At 72.9% G+C, this 15,654-nt stretch carries 13 protein-coding genes; 12 read left to right on the forward strand and 1 reads right to left on the reverse strand.

Features of this window, described 5'->3' with window-relative positions; all coding sequences use genetic code 11:
- The first annotated feature begins 85 nt into the window (after positions 1–85).
- From ATC03_RS01935 to ATC03_RS20460, 12 genes are all read left to right on the forward strand, one after another.
- Entirely contained in the window at positions 86–1,669 is a 1,584-nt protein-coding gene (locus tag ATC03_RS01935) for a phage tail sheath family protein (protein WP_067872475.1), read from the forward strand.
- Between the two features lie 40 nt (positions 1,670–1,709).
- A complete protein-coding gene (locus ATC03_RS01940; protein ID WP_067872477.1) occupies positions 1,710–2,156 on the forward strand; it encodes a phage tail protein in 447 nt (148 codons plus the stop codon).
- A 1-nt stretch (position 2,157) separates the two neighbouring features.
- A complete protein-coding gene (locus tag ATC03_RS01945; protein WP_067872479.1) occupies positions 2,158–2,607 on the forward strand; it encodes a hypothetical protein in 450 nt (149 codons plus the stop codon).
- Positions 2,604–2,762: a DUF6760 family protein gene (locus tag ATC03_RS20720; RefSeq protein ID WP_169829218.1), complete on the forward strand. Its 159-nt coding sequence runs from the start codon at positions 2,604–2,606 to the stop codon at positions 2,760–2,762. Before ATC03_RS01945 ends, ATC03_RS20720 begins: the two co-directional genes overlap by 4 nt.
- A complete protein-coding gene (locus tag ATC03_RS01950; RefSeq protein ID WP_067872482.1) occupies positions 2,762–5,404 on the forward strand; it encodes a hypothetical protein in 2,643 nt (880 codons plus the stop codon). The genes ATC03_RS20720 and ATC03_RS01950 overlap by 1 nt, the downstream gene beginning before the upstream one ends.
- Positions 5,405–5,417: 13 nt before the next feature.
- Positions 5,418–5,849 carry a phage tail protein gene (locus ATC03_RS01955; RefSeq protein ID WP_067872485.1) on the forward strand — a complete coding sequence of 144 codons (432 nt, stop codon included), beginning with the start codon at positions 5,418–5,420 and terminating at the stop codon, positions 5,847–5,849.
- A gap of 16 nt (positions 5,850–5,865) precedes the next feature.
- Positions 5,866–6,630, forward strand: a complete 765-nt coding sequence (locus tag ATC03_RS01960) for a CIS tube protein (RefSeq protein ID WP_067872487.1) — start codon at positions 5,866–5,868, stop codon at positions 6,628–6,630.
- Positions 6,617–8,461, forward strand: coding sequence for a VgrG-related protein (locus ATC03_RS01965; protein WP_067872490.1), 1,845 nt, complete (start codon positions 6,617–6,619; stop codon positions 8,459–8,461). Before ATC03_RS01960 ends, ATC03_RS01965 begins: the two co-directional genes overlap by 14 nt.
- Before the next feature lie 76 nt (positions 8,462–8,537).
- Positions 8,538–8,948, forward strand: a complete 411-nt coding sequence (locus ATC03_RS01970; protein ID WP_055854980.1) for a GPW/gp25 family protein — start codon at positions 8,538–8,540, stop codon at positions 8,946–8,948.
- Positions 8,945–10,894 carry a putative baseplate assembly protein gene (locus ATC03_RS01975; RefSeq protein WP_067872492.1) on the forward strand — a complete coding sequence of 650 codons (1,950 nt, stop codon included), beginning with the start codon at positions 8,945–8,947 and terminating at the stop codon, positions 10,892–10,894. Before ATC03_RS01970 ends, ATC03_RS01975 begins: the two co-directional genes overlap by 4 nt.
- Before the next feature lie 13 nt (positions 10,895–10,907).
- Positions 10,908–11,486, forward strand: coding sequence for a phage tail protein (locus ATC03_RS01980; protein WP_227820200.1), 579 nt, complete (start codon positions 10,908–10,910; stop codon positions 11,484–11,486).
- Position 11,487: 1 nt separating this feature from the next.
- Entirely contained in the window at positions 11,488–12,939 is a 1,452-nt protein-coding gene (locus ATC03_RS20460) for a zinc ribbon domain-containing protein (protein WP_067872497.1), read from the forward strand.
- A gap of 9 nt (positions 12,940–12,948) precedes the next feature.
- Here the strand turns inward: ATC03_RS20460 and ATC03_RS01990 are convergent, their stop codons facing one another.
- Complete coding sequence (locus tag ATC03_RS01990) at positions 12,949–15,432, reverse strand: BTAD domain-containing putative transcriptional regulator (protein WP_067872500.1); 2,484 nt, start codon at positions 15,430–15,432, stop codon at positions 12,949–12,951.
- Positions 15,433–15,654: the final 222 nt, after the last annotated feature.

The raw sequence follows: 15,654 nt of genomic DNA on the forward strand, positions 1-15,654 counted from the left end.
TCCCGGCGGACAGCGCCGGGGCGCGGCATCCGTTCGATGCTGAACGCGAGCATGCGAACCGCTGCGAACCGCGAAGGAGCATCCGATGCCCACCTATCTCTCTCCAGGCGTGTACGTGCAGGAGATCGAGGCTGCGACGAGGCCCATCGAGGGCGTCGGAACCGCAGTCGCGGCCTTCGTCGGCATGGCGCCGAAAGGCCCCGAGAACGCCCCGACGCTCGTGTCGAACTGGACCCAGTTCGTCGACACGTTCGGCGGGCTGTATCCGGGCGCCTATCTCGCGTACTCGGTGTACGGGTACTTCCTGAACGGCGGCGGCAACTGCTACGTCGTGCGCATCGGCACGGCCGCGGCCGGCGGCGGCGGGGGCGGTGGCAAGGGCGCGAGCAAGCGCGGCGAGCCGAAGTCGCTCGCGACCGGTCCGCAGACCGCGGCGATCGGCAACTACGTCTTCACGGCGAAGAACGCCTCGCCGAACGCGAAGCCGATCTCGGTCGAGATCGCCGACCCCGGCGGTGAAGAGCCGGAGGAGGGCGCCTTCAAGGTCGTCATCACCGTCGACGGGCGCTCGCCGGAGGTGTACGAACAGGTGTCGCCGAAGCCGGACAGCCTCGCCTACGTGGTGACGAAGATCTCGGCCGACTCGAAGCTCGTGACCGTCGAGGAACGCGACCCGGCATCGGCCGGCGTCACGCCCCGCACGGGCACGTTCGACCTGGTCGTGCCGGAGCCCGAGGAGCAGCCGATCGTGCTCGACGGCATCTCGGCGGCGAACTACATCGGCAACTCGGCGGACCGTACCGGCTTCGGGGGTCTCGAGGAGATCGAGGAGGTCACCATGGTGGCCGTTCCCGACCTCATGGCCGCCTACGAGCAGGGCGCCGTCACCCTCGAGATCGTGAAGTCCGTGCAGCTCGCGGTCATCGCGCACTGCGAGCTGATGGGCGACCGAATGGCGATCCTCGACCCGCCGCCGAACCTCTCGGCGCAGGAGGTGCGCGAGTGGCGTCGCACGGGCGCCGGCTACGACTCGAAGTTCGCGACCCTCTACTACCCGTGGATCAAGGTGCTCGACCCCGTCACCTCGACGAACCGGTTCATGCCGCCGTCGGGGCACATGGCCGGCGTCTGGGCTCGCAACGATGCCGAGCGCGGGGTGCACAAGGCCCCGGCCAACGAGGTCGTGCGTGGTGCGGTGGAACTCGCGACGCAGTTGACCCGCACCGAGCAGGAGCTGCTGAACCCGATCGGCGTGAACGCGATCCGGGCGTTCCCGGGCCGCGGCATCCGCGTCTGGGGTGCCCGAACGCTGTCGAGCGATGCCGCCTGGCGGTACGTCAACATCCGCCGCCTGTTCAACTACCTCGAGAAGTCGATCCTCGGCGCCACGCAGTTCGCGGTGTTCGAGCCGAACGACCAGGCCCTGTGGGGCAAGCTGCGGCGCTCGATCTCGGCGTTCCTCGTGAACGAGTGGCGCAGCGGCGCCCTGTTCGGCGCGACGGCCGACGAGGCCTACTTCGTCAAGTGCGATGAGGAGACCAACCCGGCCGAGGTCATCGATGCCGGCCAGGTCGTCTGCCAGATCGGCGTCGCCCCCGTGAAGCCCGCGGAGTTCGTGATCTTCGAGCTCTCGCAGTTCTCGGGCGGCACGAGCCTCGTGAACGAATGATTCGACATCCACACCACATCTCAGCGAAGAGGAGCACACCATGGCACTCGCGGATCCGTTCGACTCGTCACCGGCCTACGCCTTCAAGGTCACCATCGACGGCATCGAGTTGCCGAAGGTGACCGAGGTGTCGGGCCTGAAGAACGAGGTCGACAAGATCGAGTTGAAGCAGCAGCTCGCCGACGGCAAGTACGTCGCGCGCCAGCTGATCGGGCGCGCCAAGACGGGCGAGTTCACCGTCACCCGCGGCCTGACCGACTCGAAGACCATCTCCGACTGGCTCGGCGTCGTCATGAAGGGCGACGTGGCCGGTGCGCGCAAGACCGCCTCGGTCGAGTTGCTCGACTACGCGGGAGCGACGATCAAGAAGTACGAGTTCCGCAACTGCTGGGTGCGCAGCGTCGAGGTCAACTCCCTCAAGGCGGGCGCGACCGAGCAGGCGACCGAGAAGTTCACGGTGTGCTTCGACGAGTCCGAGGTGAAGTGACATGCAACGCGTCATCGCGACGAGGCCGAGCAGCGAGGGGGCGGATGTCGCGGGCGCGCCCTCGTCGGCCGACGACGGGGTGATGCGCACCGAGTTCGCCTTCGAGCTGCCGCGCGGCTACGTCGGTTCCGACGGGACCGTGCACCGCCGCGGGGTCATGCGCCTCGCGACGGCCCGCGACGAGCTGCTGCCGCTCTACGACGCTCGCGTGCAGGAGAACCCGGCGTACACGACCGTCGTGCTGCTCGGCCGGGTGATCACCTCGCTCGGGTCGCTCGGCGCGATCGACGCGTCGGTGGTCGAGAACATGTTCGCCTCGGATGTCGCGTTCCTGCAGGACTTCTACCGGCGGGTGAACGCCGAGGGCCACACGCGCATCGCCGTGACCTGCCCGGAGTGCTCGCACCGGTTCACCGCCGATCTCGCCGGTGGCCGCCTGGGGGAATCATGACGTACTCGACCGACCGCATCCATGAAGAGGTCGCGTACGTCGCCTACCACTTCCACTGGTCGCTCGACGACATCCTCGACATGGAGCACGCGGTGCGACTGCGCTACGTGCGCGAGATCGCGGCGATCAACACAAGGCTCACCGAGGAGCAGTGATGCGCTGGCCGTGGCAGCGCGTCGCGGCCGATGACGGCGGGCAGGCGCGAGGATCCGGCGGGGGCGCGGAGGCGCCGTCCGCCGCGTCTGCGGCGCCCGGGGATCCGGGCCCGGGCGGCCCAGCGTCGACGTCGTACTCGCCCGCCGGCTGGGCGTTCCTGCCGCCGGTGCAGCGGCAGATCGCCGATGCCCCGCCCGCGACGCTGCGCGCCGAATGGGTCGACGCCCTGCCGACCCGCGTGATTCCGAGCCGGGTCGCCGAGCTCACGCATGTCGTGGACTCCGCGGCACCCGCGGGTACCGTGGCGGCCGCGGCGAGCGAGCTCGGTGCGCCCGTGCAACGGGCCGCGGTCGCCGACCTCACCCTACGCCCGCCGCAGACGGCGGCCGAGCAGGCGCGCGAGCGGCGCGCGGTGGTGCAGCGGCAGGCGGGGTCGGGCACTCCCGCGCGGAGCGTGGCACCGAGTGCCGCGCCCACGCATGAGACGGCGGATGCCGGGCCCTCCGTGGACACGGCGACACGCGAGGTGCAAGCATCCGAGGGTTCGGTGGCTGAACTCCCGCTCTCCGAGGCGGCGCTCGCCGAGCCTGCGAGCAGTGATCCCGCGATCGCCGAGGTGCCCATCACGGCCGAGCGGATGCCGGTGGCCGACGCGCCGGAGCCCGCGAACAGCGGCACCGCGAACGCCGACGCCTCGCCCGCCCCTGCCGCACCCGACCTGGCACTGCCCAGCGTGCAGCGCATGCCTGCGGCGGATGCCGGTGCGAGCATGCCGACCTCGCCGGACCAGACGCTCCCAGCCGAGGACCCGTCCGCGGCATCCGCACCGCTCGAGGTCGCCGAGACGTCGACGATCGCGGCCTCGCCGCCGGTGCACGATCCCGGCCGGTTCGGCCTCGCGGCCCCGCTGCCGCGCCCGTCGGAGTCGCCCGCCGCAACGCCGGCCATGCCGACCCGTTCGCCCATCCCGGTGCAGCGCGCGACCGGCGCGCCCGAGCCGAGCGGCCGGCGCATGGGTCTCGGCGCACCGCTACCCGGGGGCCGGGCCGAGATCTCCGCGCCGGGACCCGGTCCAGCGCGCGGTTCGGAGGTGGGATCGGCGCCGGATGTCGCGGTGCCCGGTTCCGCCGCGGAGGACGCGTCGATGTCGATCCCGTCGACGTCCGCCGTGCAACGCGAGGCGGCCGCCGCCCCTGGAGCGGCCGTCTCGCCCAACCCGACCGCGGACTCGGCGGCGCCGTCCGTCGACGGCGGCGAGCCCGGCGGTGCCGCCGCGAGCGATGGCGGCACGCGGGCGATCGAGGCGGTCGCCGAACGACCGGCCGGGCTCGGCGCAGGGGTGGGCGGACCCGATCCCGGGCCCACGGCGGGCTCGCCGGCCGGCTGGACGGTTCCCGTCGGTCTCGCGCTGCAGCGAACGAGGAGCGGGGTCGAGGGCGACGCCGCAGTCGGGGGCGATCGCGTGGCATCCGACGCCGTCGCGCCGGCCGAGGGCACCGTCGTACCGGCGCTCGACCCGGCACCCGCACCGCTCGTCGTGCCCCTCATCGCGCAGCGAGCCCTCGAGAGCTCGTTCGAGGTGATCGCGCAGCCGCGCGGGGCGATGCGCCCACGGGCGGTGCCGGCCACGGCGGTCGTCGGCGATCAACTGCCGACGCCGACGCCCACGCCCGCCTCCGCCGTGGCGGTCCAGCGACACGCCTCGGGCGTCCAGCGGGAGGCGGGACCGGCGGGCGGGCCGACGCTGCAACGCGCGACGGGTGCATCGGGCGTGTCCGGTGCATCGAGCGGGCCGAACGCGGAAGGCGTGCCCGGGACCGCAACCGGGTCGTCGGGCGGCGTGTTCGGCTGGGTGCAACGGACGCTCGGCCTCGCGGCACCGCGCCCGGGCGGTGCGACCGACGCGACCGACGGGCTCGGCTCGACCGACGGGCTCGATGCGCTCGGCGCGACCGACGGGCTCGACGCCCTCGGCGCGACCGCCGCCATCGACGACGCCACCGGTGTCGACCGCACGCAGGCCGCGGGCGACGACGAGACCCGACCCGCCTCCGCCGCCGCCGCCTCGCTCGCCCGGCCGGCGACGCCCCCCGGATTCGGCGCCCCGCCGCTCGCCGTGAGCCGTCTCGCCGCATCCGACGCGGCCGCCCCCGCCCCCGGCCTCGCTCGGACGCCGCTCGCCACTGCGGCACCGGGCGCACTCCGGCACCCCGGCGCGACCCCGGTCGCCGTGCAGCGCGCCTCGCAGACGATCGAGGCCCCGCCCGCGGCATCCGTCTCGCGCATGGTGCTGCCCGTGGTGCCGACGGCGCCGGCGCACAGATCCGACGGCGGCTTCGATGGACCGCCAGACGGAGCGAGCTGGTCGGGCGGCTCGTCGGCGGGCGGCCCGGTCGTGCAGACCGCGGTCGACCCGGGCTCGACCCCGCCCGCCGAGCCACCGGGGGAGTCCGCCTCGGCCCCGGCGGCCGGGGGAGCCGCCGCAGCCGCCGGCGGTGGCGCGGGCGCCGGAGGCATCGACACCTCGCCCGCGGGCCTCGAGACGCTCGCCGCCCGCCTGTACGGCCCCCTCGCGCGCCGGCTGAAGGCCGAGTTGCTGCTCGATCGGGAACGCCGCGGCATCCGTATCGACGGAATCTGAAGGGGGAGGCGACATGATCGAGGACACCAAGATCGCGGTCGGCGTCAGTTACGTCGTGAAGATCGACGGCGAATCGCTCGGCGAGTTCGCCAGCTGCGAGGGCCTGAGCGTCGAGGTCGTGCTCGAATCCCGCGAGGAGGGCGGCAACAACAGCTTCGTCTGGCAGCTGCCGACCCGGCTCAAGTTCTCGAACGTGAAGCTCTCGCGTCCGGTCGGCAAGGGCACGTCGCAGCCGATCCTCGCGTGGATCTCGAAGGCGCCGGGGCTGAAGCCGAGCACCGCGGAGATCCAGGCGCAGAACGCCTACGGCGACAAGATCGCGACCTGGTACCTGCAACGGGTGGTGCCCGTGCGCTGGACCGGCCCGTCGTTCACGGCCGACCAGCCGAAGGTGCTCACCGAGACCCTCGAGCTCGCCCACCACGGCATCGACGCCGACGGCTGACCGGAAGGAGCACCACATGCCCGTCACCAAGACCGACACCACGAGCGCGAGCCTCACGCATGCCGTGCTCGAACTGCTCGAGCCCGGCAAGACGCCCGGCGTGCCCGGCGGTCCGATCGGCTCGATCGAGTTCCAGATGAACCCCAAGGAACTCACGATGGCGAAGTCGGCGAGCTGGAAGACCGAGAAGCAGAAGAAGGCCTCCTCCGCGCCGCCGGCGACCTACCAGGGTCCGGAGGCGCAGAAGCTCTCGGTCGAGATGTTCTTCGACGACACGCAGGGCTCGGGCGGCGACAGCGTCGTGCAGCGCGTCGAGAAGCTCTTCCAGGCGTGCGCGCCCACGAAGGACTCCAAGCGCAGCGACACCCCCTCCGCGCCGTGGGTGCGGTTCAAGTGGGGCGTGCTCTCGGGCTTCGTCGGCTACATCAAGTCGGTGTCGGCGAAGTACACGCTGTTCTCGCCGACCGGCACGCCGCTCCGCGCGGTGTGCGCGGTCGCGCTCGAGGAGATCGCCGAGGAGCCCGGCAAGCAGAACCCGACGTCGGGAGGCCTTCGTCCGCGGCGCGTGCACACGCTCAAGGAGGGCGACACCCTCGCGGGGATCGCCTATCGCGAGTACGGCAGCGCTGCGATGTGGCGCGTGCTGGCCGACGTCAACGGCATCGACGATCCGATGCGCCTCGTGCCGGGTCGCCCGGTGTTCCTGCCGGCGGCCGATGAACTCGTGCGGCCTGCGACGCTCGTCGTCGTGCGCAAGGAGGTCGCGAATGCCGGCCGTTGACACGTACACGAGCCTCCTGCTCGTCTCGGTCGAGGGGCGACCGATGCCGGCGGGGGCGTCGAGCCTGCTCGTCACCGGTCGGGTGACGGATGCCGCGAACCTGCCGGACTCGTTCGAGCTCGAGTTCGCCGACACGGCGGGCACGGTGCTGACGGATGCCGGATTCGCCATCGGCAAGGCCGTGCTGCTCACGGTCTCCGAGAACGGACCGCAGGGCCCGCAGCGACTCCTCGACGGCGAGGTGACCGCGATCGACCGCGAGGATGTCGCGGGCGCCCTGCGCACGAGGGTGCGCGGGTTCGACCGCTCGCACCGGCTCTCCCGGGGCCGACGGGTCGCGGCCTACCTCGACAAGACCGTCGCCGACATCGTGCAGGAGGTCGCGCGGCGGGCGAACGTGCGCGTCAAGCAGATCCAGGTGCCCGACACGAGCGTCGTCGACCACGTCACGCAGGACAACGTCAGCGACTGGGTGTTCCTGAAGCGCCTCGCGGATGCCTCGGGCTGCACGTTCTCGGTCCTGGAGGACGGCCTCGTGTTCGCGCCGCGCACGATGGCGAACGAGGCCCCGGCCGGCGCGGAGTCCGCCCGCGACGATCCGGTCGTCATCGAGCACGGCATGAACACGCTGTGGCTCACGTCGACCGTGACCGCGGCGAGCCAGGTGCCCGACGTCGAGGTTCGCGGGTGGGATCCGAAGCAGAAGCAGGCGGTCATCGCCAAGGCGAAGCCCGAGACCAGGTCGGTCGACCTCGCGACGCTGAAGCCCGCCACGGTCGCGAGCGCGTTCGGGTCGCCCGCGTACGTGTCGGCGCTCGGCGACGGGCTGCAGCGCGCGCAGGAGAGCCAGGCGAAGGCGGTCGCCGACCGCATCGCGGGCGGATTCGCCGAGGTCGAGGCGCGGATCCTCGGCAACTCGCAGATGCACTCGGGCACCGCCGTGTCGCTGAAGGGGTACGGCGCCCCGTTCGACGGCCGGTACACCGTCACCGAGGCGATGCACGAGTTCGCGGCCGAAGCGGGATACACGACCACCGTGACGGTGAGCAACGCCTCGGATCGCTCGCTGTTCGGGCTCGCGAGCGGCGGGGCGTCGGCGGGAGGCGCCGGTGGCGCGGCCGCCGGTGCGGCGCGCATGCCGGGCGTCGTCTCGGCGCTCGTCAGCGACATCGACGACCCGGAGAACTCCGGGCGGGTCAAGCTCACGTTCCCGTACCTGTCCGACGACTACGTGAGCGGGTGGGCCCGCACGGTGCAGCCGGGGGCGGGGCCGAAGCGCGGCGCGGTCATCGTGCCCGAGGTGGGCGACGAGGTGCTCGTCGCGTTCGAGGGCGGCCGGTTCGACCGCCCGTACGTGATCGGCGGCCTCTACAACGGGAAGGACGAGCCGGCGACCCCGTGGGCCGAGTCCGTCAAGGACGGCAAGGTGGTCAAGCGCTCGTTCACCTCGCGAACGGGCATGGAGGTCGTCTTCACCGAGGAGTCGGGCACCGAGACGCTGACCCTCTCGACGACCGATCGCAAGCAGCGCGTGACGCTCACCCAGTCGGGCGAGAAGGGCATCGAGATCATCTCCGAGGGCCCCGTCACGGTGACGGCCAAGGCGGATGCGACGGTGAAGGCCGACCAGGGCAAGCTCGCGCTCTCGGGCTCGAGCATCGAGATCAAGGCCACCGGCGAGCTCTCCATCGAGGGCGCCTCGCTCGCCCTGAAGGGCAAGGGCAAGACCGAGATCGAGGGCGCGACCCTCGCCTTGAAGGGCCAGGCGACCGCCGAGCTCTCGGCATCCGGAATCACGACCGTCAAGGGCAGCGTCGTCAAGATCAACTGAGTCAGGGCTCCCGAGCCGAGAGCGGCCGGGCAACGATCACGATCACGATCACAGGGAACAGAGAGGGGCGGGGCGCATGTCTCGAGAGTTCGTCGGTCACGGCTGGTCGTTCCCCGTGCACGCCGATGCCACGGGTCGCATCGCGCTCACCTCCGACGAGCGCGAGATCGAGGAGAGCATCCGGCTCATCCTCGCGACCGCGCCGGGGGAGCGGCCGATGCGCCCGGAGTTCGGGTGCGCCGTGCACGACTACGTCTTCGCACCGGCGGATGCCTCGACGGCCGGGGCGATGGGCGTCGCCGTCCGCGCGGCGCTGCGGTTCTGGGAGCCGCGCATCGAGCTCGGCGAGGTGTCGGTCTCGCTCGAGCACGCCGAGGACGGCGTGCTCTACATCGACATCGGCTACATGATCCTCGGCACCAACGACCCGAGGAACCTCGTCTTCCCGTTCTACGTCATCCCGCAGGAGCAAGGAGCGCCCTCATGAACCTGCCCGCCCCGAACCTCGACGACCGCCGGTTCCAGGACCTCGTCGACGACGCGAAGCGGCTCGTCGCGCTGCGCTGCCCCGAGTGGACCGATCACAACGTCTCCGACCCCGGTGTAACGCTCATCGAGGCGTTCGCGTTCATGACCGACGAGCTCCTGTACCGCCTGAACCGGGTGCCCGACCGGCTCTACCTGGCCTACCTCGACCTGCTCGGGGTGTCGCTGTTCCCGCCGGCGAACGCGAGCACGGAGCTCGTCTTCTGGCTGTCCGCGCCGCGCACCGAGACGGTCGTCGTGCCTGCGCGCACCGAGGCCGGGACCCCGCGCACCGAGACCTCCGAGTCGATCGTGTTCACGACGGTCGACGACCGCGAGATCCCGCCCCGATCGCTGATCCGCATCGGCAGCCAACCCGCCGCGGGCGACCCGTGGGTTCGCGACACGAAGCTGCAGGGCGAGGAGCTCGACGCGTTCCAGCGCACTCCCGTGATCGGCGACGCGCTGCTGCTCGGGCTCGACGACCCCGCACCCGGACTCGCGATCTCGCTGCACCTCGACTGCGCGGTGCGCGGCGTCGGCGTCGACCCGCTCGATCCGCCGATCGTGTGGGAGGCGTGGTGCGGCTCGGAGTGGAGCGCGTGCGACGTCGTGTCGGACGCGACGGGCGGGCTCAACCGCCGCGGCGACGTCGTGCTCATCGTGCCTGCGGGGCACGTGGCATCCGTCATCTCCGGAGAGCGCGCCGGCTGGATCCGCACGCGCCTCGAGCAGCGCGAGGCCGACGTGCCCACGTACAGCGTCTCGCCGCTCGTGCGCTCCGCCGCGGCCGACACCGTCGGCGCGGTGACGCACGCGATCCACGCCACGACCGTCGACGACGAGATCCTCGGCCTGAGCGAGGGCGTGCCGGGGCAGGAGTTCGGGCTCGCCGTGCGGCCGGTCGTCGACGACGGCGCGCCGTTCACCGTCGAGGTCGGCACCGGCGCCGCCTGGGAGGCCTGGGTGGAGGTCGACGAGTTCGCCGATCAGGATGCCGACGCCCGCGTCGTGCGCATCGACCGCACGAGGGGCGTGGTGACGTTCGCGCCCGCCGTGCGCGAGGCTGACGGGGCGATGCACTTCTACGGTGCGGTGCCGCCGAAGGGCGCGCCGATCCGGGTGCCGCGGTACCGCGTCGGAGGGGGTGCGCGCGGGAACGTCGCTCCAGGTGCCGTGTCGGCGTTGCGGTCGACGGTTCCCTTCGTGAACCGCGTGACGAACCGGCGGTCGGCGCACGACGGCGTCGACGGCGAGACCGTCGACGAGGCGAAGGCGCGTGGGCCGCTGACGCTGCGCACCCTCGACCGGGCGGTGACGCTCGAGGACTACGAGCAGCTCGCGAAGCGGGTCGCGCCCTCGATCGCCCGCGTGAAGGCCGTGCCCGCGACGGGCAAGGGCTCGGAGCAGGGCGTTCGGCTGCTCGTCGTGCCCGCGGCCGTGCACGCCGCCGACGGGCGAGTGGAGTTCGCCGACCTGATCCCGTCGAACGAGGTGCTCACCGTGCTCGCCGACGACCTCGAGCATCGCCGCACGGTCGGCGCCCGCCTCGCGATCGAGCCGCCGCTGTACCAGGGCATCACGATCGTCGCCAAGCTCATCGCCCGGCCGCGCGTCGCCGTCGAACGACTGCGGGAGGACGCGGTCGCGGCGCTCTACACCTACTTCGACGCGGCGCGCGGCGGCGCCGACGGTGGCGGCTGGCCGTTCGGGCGGCCGGTGCTCGCGGGCGAGGTGTACGCCGTGCTGCAGGCGCTGCCCGGCACCGAGCTCGTCGACGAGGTGCTGCTGTTCGGCGCCGACCCGGTGACGGGCAAGCGCGGCGATCCGGTGCAGCGCATCGACCTCGAGCCCGACGCCCTCGTGTTCGGCTTCGAGCACCGCGTGCGCGTGACGGCGGGGGTGTGACGTGCGCGGACTGGTGCCACAGCTCGAGAACCCGTCGCCGTACGTGACGAGGCTTCCGGCGGTGCTGCAGGAGGACGAGTTCCTGCAGCGCTGGCTGACCGCGTTCGACGCCTCGATCGCCCCGGTGCTCTCGGTGCTCGACAACCTCGACGCGTATGTGCGCCCGGGCACGACGCCGGCCGACTTCCTCGACTGGCTCGCGAGCTGGGTCGACGTCGAGCTCGACGAGGAGTGGCCGGTCGAGCAGCGTCGTCGGGTGGTCGCCGACGCGGCCGGCCTGCATCGGCGTGCCGGGCGCTTCGACGGCGTGCTCGAGACCGTGCAGCTCATTGCGGGTCCGGATGCCGCGGTCGACGTCGTCGAGAGCGGCGGCACGTCGTGGTCGGCGACCGCCCGCGGCGCGCTGCCCGGCTCGCCCGACGGCGCCGTGCGCATCTCGATCGCGCCCGGACCCGGTGCATCGAAGGCGAGCGGATCGAAGGCCGGCGCGGCCGAGGCCGCTGCCGAGGCGCTGCGGCGGCGCGTCGAGCGGGCCGCCCGACGCGTGGTGCCCGCGCACATCCGCATCGAGATCGAGATCGCGGGGGCGTGAGATGGCCGACGGAATCGTCTGCGAGGAGTGCGGCACCCAGAACGACGAGGGCGACGACTTCTGCGGTCAGTGCGGCGCGTACCTCGCGTGGGATCGCAGCGCGGTGACGGATGCCGCGAACCCGACGTCCGCGTCGTTCGAGGAGGTCTGGGAGCCCGAGGCCGAGCCCGAGCCCGAGCCCGAGCCCCTGCCCCTGCCGGAGCCGGAGCCGGAGCCGGAGCCGGAGCCGGAGCCCGAACCCGAACCCGAACCGGATGTTCGCCGGTCGAGGAGCGAAGCGTCTCGAGACCAGCCGACCCCCGAGCCGGAGCCCGAACCCGAACCGGATGTTCGCCGGTCGAGGAGCGAAGCGTCTCGAGACCAGCCGACCTCCGAGCCGGAGCCCGAACCCGAACCCGAACCGGATGTTCGCCGGTCGAGGAGCGAAGCGTCTCGAGACCAGCCGACCCCCGAGCCGGAGCCCGAACTCGAACCGGATGTTCGCCGGTCGAGGAGCGAAGCGTCTCGAGACCAGCCGACCCCCGAACCGGAACCCGAGCGGGAACCCGAACCGGCCCCGGCACCCACTCCGCCCCCGCCCCCCGTCATCCCCGCGGCGGCCGTCCCCGCCGCGTTCGTCCCCGCCCCAGTGCCGGCGGCGAACGTGCCGAAGGCGGTCGCGCCGACATCCGCCCCTGCGCCGCGCAAGCCGACTGCCGTGCCCCAGCGACCGGTGCGCCGCAAGGCGAGCCCGCTCGATGCCCCGAAGCCGGGCGATCTCGTCTGCCCGAGCTGCGGGGCGGGCAACGCGCCGGGCCGCCATTTCTGCCGTCGGTGCGCCTCGCCGCTCGAGCCGGAGCCCGACCGTTCGGTACCGACCTCGCGCCAGGCCTCGGCCGGAACACGACCGAAACGCCGGCGCCGGTTCCGGGTGGGGTGGATCGTGCTCGTGGTCATTCTGGCGGCCGTGGCTGGTGGAGTCTGGTTCCTTCGGCTCGAGATCCTCGCCTTCGTCGCGACGGCGACCGATCGCGTGGTCGATTCGAGCGCGCACAACCCGTCGGGCCTCACGGCCTCGAGTTCTGCCGACGCACGCGGGCCGGAACTCGCGCACGACGGCTTCTCGGACCTGTCGTGGGCGCCGGCGCCGACCGGTGCCGCTGTCGGCGAATGGCTCGCCGCGACGTTCGACGCCCCGTTCCGGCTCGTCGCGGTGCAGATCTCGCCGGGCGCGTCGGTGGAGCAGGCCGATTTCCTCGCGCAGGCGCGCCCGTCATCCGTGCTCGTGACGACGACGGATGCCGCGGGCGAGACCCATGACACGCGGCTGAAGCTCGCCGACGAACCGGGGCCGCAGCGCTTCGACATCGGCGTCGACGACGTGGTCGCCGTGCAGTTCACGATCGAGGGTGCCTACGGAGCGTCACCCGACACGCACGTCTCGGTCGCCGAAGTGGAGTTCTACGGTCGCTGAACCGTCGATTCACTCCGACTCGAGCGCCGTGCGCATCGAGCGGTAGCCCTCCTCGGCGCGTCGGGCCGCGATGACGTCGCCGGCGCGATCGTGCATGGTCACGAGCGTGCGCCAGGAGTCGTCGAGCCATGGGTCGATCTCGACGGCGCGGCGGGCCACGGCGACGGCGGCCTTCGTGTCGCCGAAGTGCGAGTGCAGGTGCGCGAGCGACGAGGCCGCCTCGCCGGCGCGGTGCCGATACCGCTCGCGGGCGCCGACCGCCCACTCGGCTGGCCCGTCCTCTGGCAGCACGTCGCCGCGGTACAGCTCGAGCGCGGTGACGAGTCGGTCGCGCGCGATGCCGGGCTCGCGCCGCGCCTTCGCGACGGCCGCCTCGCTCAGGTGCTCGTCGAACTCGGCGAGGTCGCAGTCGTGGCTCGCGGCGATGCCGATGCGGTAGGCCTCGCCGACCCGTTCGACGATGCCACCCTGCCGCCCCGAGGCCGGCAGCATGCGACGCAGGCTCGACACGCTCACGTGCAGGGCGTGCAGCGCCGACTCGCTGCCGAGGTCGGTCCAGAGCAGGTCGGCGATGAGCTCGCGGTGCAGGGGGGCGCCGGCGTTGAGGGCGAGCATGCGCAGCAGCATCCGGGCCTGGGGGCGCACGAGCCTGAGGTCCGCGTCGATGCCGTCGAGCCGCAAGCGGAAGCCGCCGAAGCACGTCACGGCGACCTGCACGGCCGCGGGGTCCGGCGTCCGCACGTGCACGCGCGCCCGACGGGGGAGTGCCAGCGGCAGGCGCGGCAACCCGGTCTCGAGTGCGGCGCGGCGCGCCCGGCCCGCGTGGGCGGCCGCGGCATCCGCATCACCGGAACGCAGCGCGGTCGCCGCCTCGAGCAGCGCCCTCGGGCCCGGCAGTCCGAGTGTGATCGTGGCGGCGTCGACGGCCGCGAGGAGGTCGGGTGCGCGCCGGTCGCCGTCGACCGCGGCGCCCACGGCCGCGATGGCACGACCCCAGGTCGCGACATCCGCCAGCCCGAGGCGATCGCAGCGCTCGGCGAACGCGGTCGCGCGGTCGATCTCGAAGACGCCCCGACGGAAGCGGTCGACGACGTCGACCGCCACGACGATGCCGGCGCCGACGGTGTCGCCCCGGAGCTCGAGCTGGTCGAACACCTGCCGGACGGTGCCCCGCTCGCGCGCGGTCGTGATGGCCGCGATCGCGCCGCGGGTGATCCGCGCGAGTCCGCCGAGCGCGTGCTCGACGCAGAGGCGTTCGAGCGCGAGCAGGCCGTCGAGCGTCTCTCGCGGCTCGGCGATCGGCGCGCGGATCACGAGCAGCGCGAGCTGCGCAGTGCTGCGATCCGCGACGGATTCGGCGGTGCGCGCGACGCGACGCAGGCTCGGCACGGCGCCCGCAAGGTCTCCGCGGCGAATGCGCTCGAGCGCCTTCCAGAGCACCGGCTGGCGTTCGAGCGGGGCGGATGCCGCGTGGCCGGCCGTCGTCGGCGGCATGGGCGTGATGCGGTCGTCGGCGCGCGCGGCCTCGAGCGCCGCGGCGATGCCCGGTGATCTGCTGGCGACCTGGGCGGGCGGCTGCTCGGCCCAGAGCGCCGCACCCCGAGCGGCGGAGGGATCGCCGCGCAGCAGCGCGTCGAGGTCGACCCACGCCCGGCCGGCGGCGAGCGCGTCGGCGGCCGCCGCGTTCGCGCCCTCGTCGAGCAGTACCCGGCAGGCCGTCTTCGACGCGACCGTCCTGGTGAGCGGGTCCATGCTGCGCAGCAGATGCCGTCGCAGCATCGGCGGCAGCGCTCGACGGCCGCCGTCGCGCCGGGTGTGCATGACGACGCCGGCGTCGAGGGCGCCGATGAGGGCGATCGCCCCCTCGTGTCCGAGCAGGCTCGCGGTGCGCGCGAGGTCGAGCTGCGGCAGCGCGCTCGTCATGGTCAGCGCCTCCACGAGCGTCGACGGAAGGTCGGCGAGCACCTCCTCGAACCACCCCGCGGCGGCATCGCCGAAGACCGCGTCGGCCAGCCAGGCGTCGAGCGCCTCGTCGGAACTCGCGTCGGCGGTCGTCGCGAGCTCGCGCAGCAGTTGCGCCCATCCGGCCGTCTCGTGCCGCACGCGCGACGTCGTCTCCGGATCGAGCCGGCATCGGCACGCCGTGCGGAACAGCACGGCGACGTCGGGCGATCGCAGCGCGAGCGCCGGCGCGGTGACGACCGACTCGCGTGCGATCGCGAAGGTCGGCGGCCGCCGCGAGACCACGACGAGCGATCGGAGTCCGGATGCCACGACGAACGCCTCGAGCACCCGCTCCGCGCCCGTGCCGATCACGTGTTGCGCGTCGTCGATCGCGAGCATGCCGTTCGAACCGGCCGCGGCGTCGAGGAGCGCCCTGCGCGCGACATCCGGATCGCTCCACTCCCGGGTCGCCGCGACCAGCGTGCCGTCGGCATCGAGCACGAGACGACGCGCGAGCGCCGACTTGCCGCTGCCGGCGGCGCCGATCACATACGTGACGGGCGCGGCGCCTCGCGGCGCATGGCTCGGGCGGACGGCACTGGAACGAGGCCCGGAGTCGATGACCTCCGTGATATTCGAGAACACCCGTCACCCCCAATGGACGGACTCACTCGCGGGAATGCGATGAGCGTAACGCTGCACTGCAGCCGCGGCATCCGTGCGAGCACTGATCGGGACGCACGGTCGGGTGAGGACGCGCGGCGCGGTCGG

It is taken from the genome of Agromyces aureus (assembly GCF_001660485.1).
Lineage (GTDB): Bacteria > Actinomycetota > Actinomycetes > Actinomycetales > Microbacteriaceae > Agromyces > Agromyces aureus.